We start from the raw sequence: 1,917 nt of genomic DNA, 5'->3' as shown, positions 1-1,917 counted from the left end.
GAGAGCCCCCCCCCCCCCCCCCCCCCCCCCCCCCCCCCCACATTCGACTCGGCCGCGGGCTGCCCGGTCGCTCGATCTCCTTGTCAGTGGCTCCACGGCTTGCTTCGGTGCGACGGGGTCGGTGTCGTCCTGCGCCGCCACCGCACCGGGTGAACCGTGGGGTCGGCGTCCCCGTCTCCGACCAGTCACCTCCTCGCATCGTGGTGCAACGGCTCGTCATGCGGGCTCCCGCGCAGCGGCTCGTCGTCGTGGCCGTGGTCCTTCTCCTTGCGACAGCCCCACCCACGCTGCGCCGGCGGTCCCAACCATCGCGGCCCGGTGGTGCCCATGCCCCCAGCGCCGTGGTCGCACTGACCAGTAGATGCTCAGCACCGGTGACATCCCAGCCCGCTGCATCCCCCTGGGAGCTCCTGCTCGCACAGCCCCGGTCGCCTGACTCGGCCCCGTCCAGCTGACCGACTCCTCGAGCCCACCGTTCTCCGCACCCGGTGGGTGGTCTGTCTCGGGACGAACGGGTCCGGCGCACCGGGTGGCGGGAGTGGTTGGCCCCCCATCGGCCGGGTGCCCCAGTCCAGAGCCCATCGGCTCGGCGAAGGACACCTTGAGGTCGGTGGCGATCAAGCTGTGGCGGACCGCGTCGCCGCTGGGTTCGCGCCGGCCACCTCTTCCTCAGACTCATCTCCGCGGACTCGCCCAACCCTGGCCTGCCGAGGGTGGGCGCGGCGTTCGACCGAGATCGCGCCGCCGCGCCCCCGAAGACGCCTCGGGGTGATGCCCAACCAGGTTGTTCACCTGGTGATGGGTGCGGCCTTCCCGATTGGCAGAGCGGCGGGTCCGGCGGATTCGGAGTTGAAGAACTTCCTGAAGGCGCAGCCCTCGGCCAGGGTGCGGTGGAACCGCTCGATCGTGCCGTTGGTCCCTGGACGGTAGGGGCGTGTGCGTTTCGGCGTGGTCTCGAGCTCGGCTCAGGTCTCGCTCCACAGGTGGGACTTATAGCGGCCGCCGTTGTCACCGAGCACCCGACGAACGGTGACGCCGCGGACGACGAACCAGGCGACTCCGTTGCGCAGGACCTGGGTCACGGTCTCCTTGGTCTCATCGTCGCGGGTCTGGACGTAGGCGACCCGGGAGTGGTCGTCGATGACGTGGATCAGGTCGCCGGGGTGCTGGTGTCCGTATCGATGTGGGGCAGGCGGTTCAGCCGGCACCGGACATCGTGAGCCGCTCGCCGATCTCGACCGGACCCTCATGCCGTCAGGACCCTCCTCGCGGCAACGGGCCGTCCACTTCGCAGCGGTCTGCCGCGACACGTCGAACCGTTCAGCGGTACGAGCCGGCTTCCAGCCCTGCCAACGACGTCAGATCGCGTCGTCGCAGGTTCTCGACCACCATGCCGGGTCATCGCGCCACGCCACGCGAGGTGGTGCCGCACCGCGACTCGCGACCGGGGCGGGCGGAGAACGTCACACCCCCGCCGCGATCGGCCTGCCCGACCGTCCCTCGAGGAGTGGGCCCTGACATTGGCCGCGCTCGAGGACGCTCAGGTGGCGGGCGTCGTCGACCGACTCGGGACAGCGCACGACCCGACCAGCTGGGTAGGCACGCCCGCGAACGATGACCGTGATGCCGCTGCCGGGCCTCGGCTTGTGCGAGCCTCGCTGGCGACGATGCCGGCCTCGTGGGTCCACACGCAGCACCCCACGGCTCGGGGTCTGCGCCGTGCGCCACGTCTGCTCCGACCGCCGTGCGCTACTCGATCGATGGACTGGGACGTGTCCTGGCTGAAAGGCCCTGAAATGGCTTGTGGGGCCACCCGGTAACAGGTGACCCCACAAGCACTAAGAATTGTCCGGCGGCGTCCTACTCTCCCACAACCTCTCGGTTGCAGTACCATCGGCGCTGAAAGGCTTAACTTCC

At 70.0% G+C, this 1,917-nt stretch carries 2 pseudogenes; both read right to left on the bottom strand.

What is annotated here, in order from left to right:
- Window positions 1-839: 839 nt before the first annotated feature.
- A pseudogene (locus tag M3673_RS18685) lies at window positions 840-1,142 on the bottom strand (DDE-type integrase/transposase/recombinase); the annotation flags it as partial.
- A gap of 117 nt (window positions 1,143-1,259) precedes the next feature.
- Window positions 1,260-1,340, bottom strand: a pseudogene (locus M3673_RS19820) (hypothetical protein); the annotation flags it as partial.
- Between the last annotated feature and the right edge of the window lie 577 nt (window positions 1,341-1,917).

Origin of the sequence: Nocardioides sp. P86, assembly GCF_023712465.1 — a bacterium.
Classification (GTDB): domain Bacteria; phylum Actinomycetota; class Actinomycetes; order Propionibacteriales; family Nocardioidaceae; genus Nocardioides; species Nocardioides kribbensis.
The sequence above is the reverse complement of the archived record's forward strand: the minus strand, read 5'-3'. Positions and strand labels throughout refer to the sequence as shown.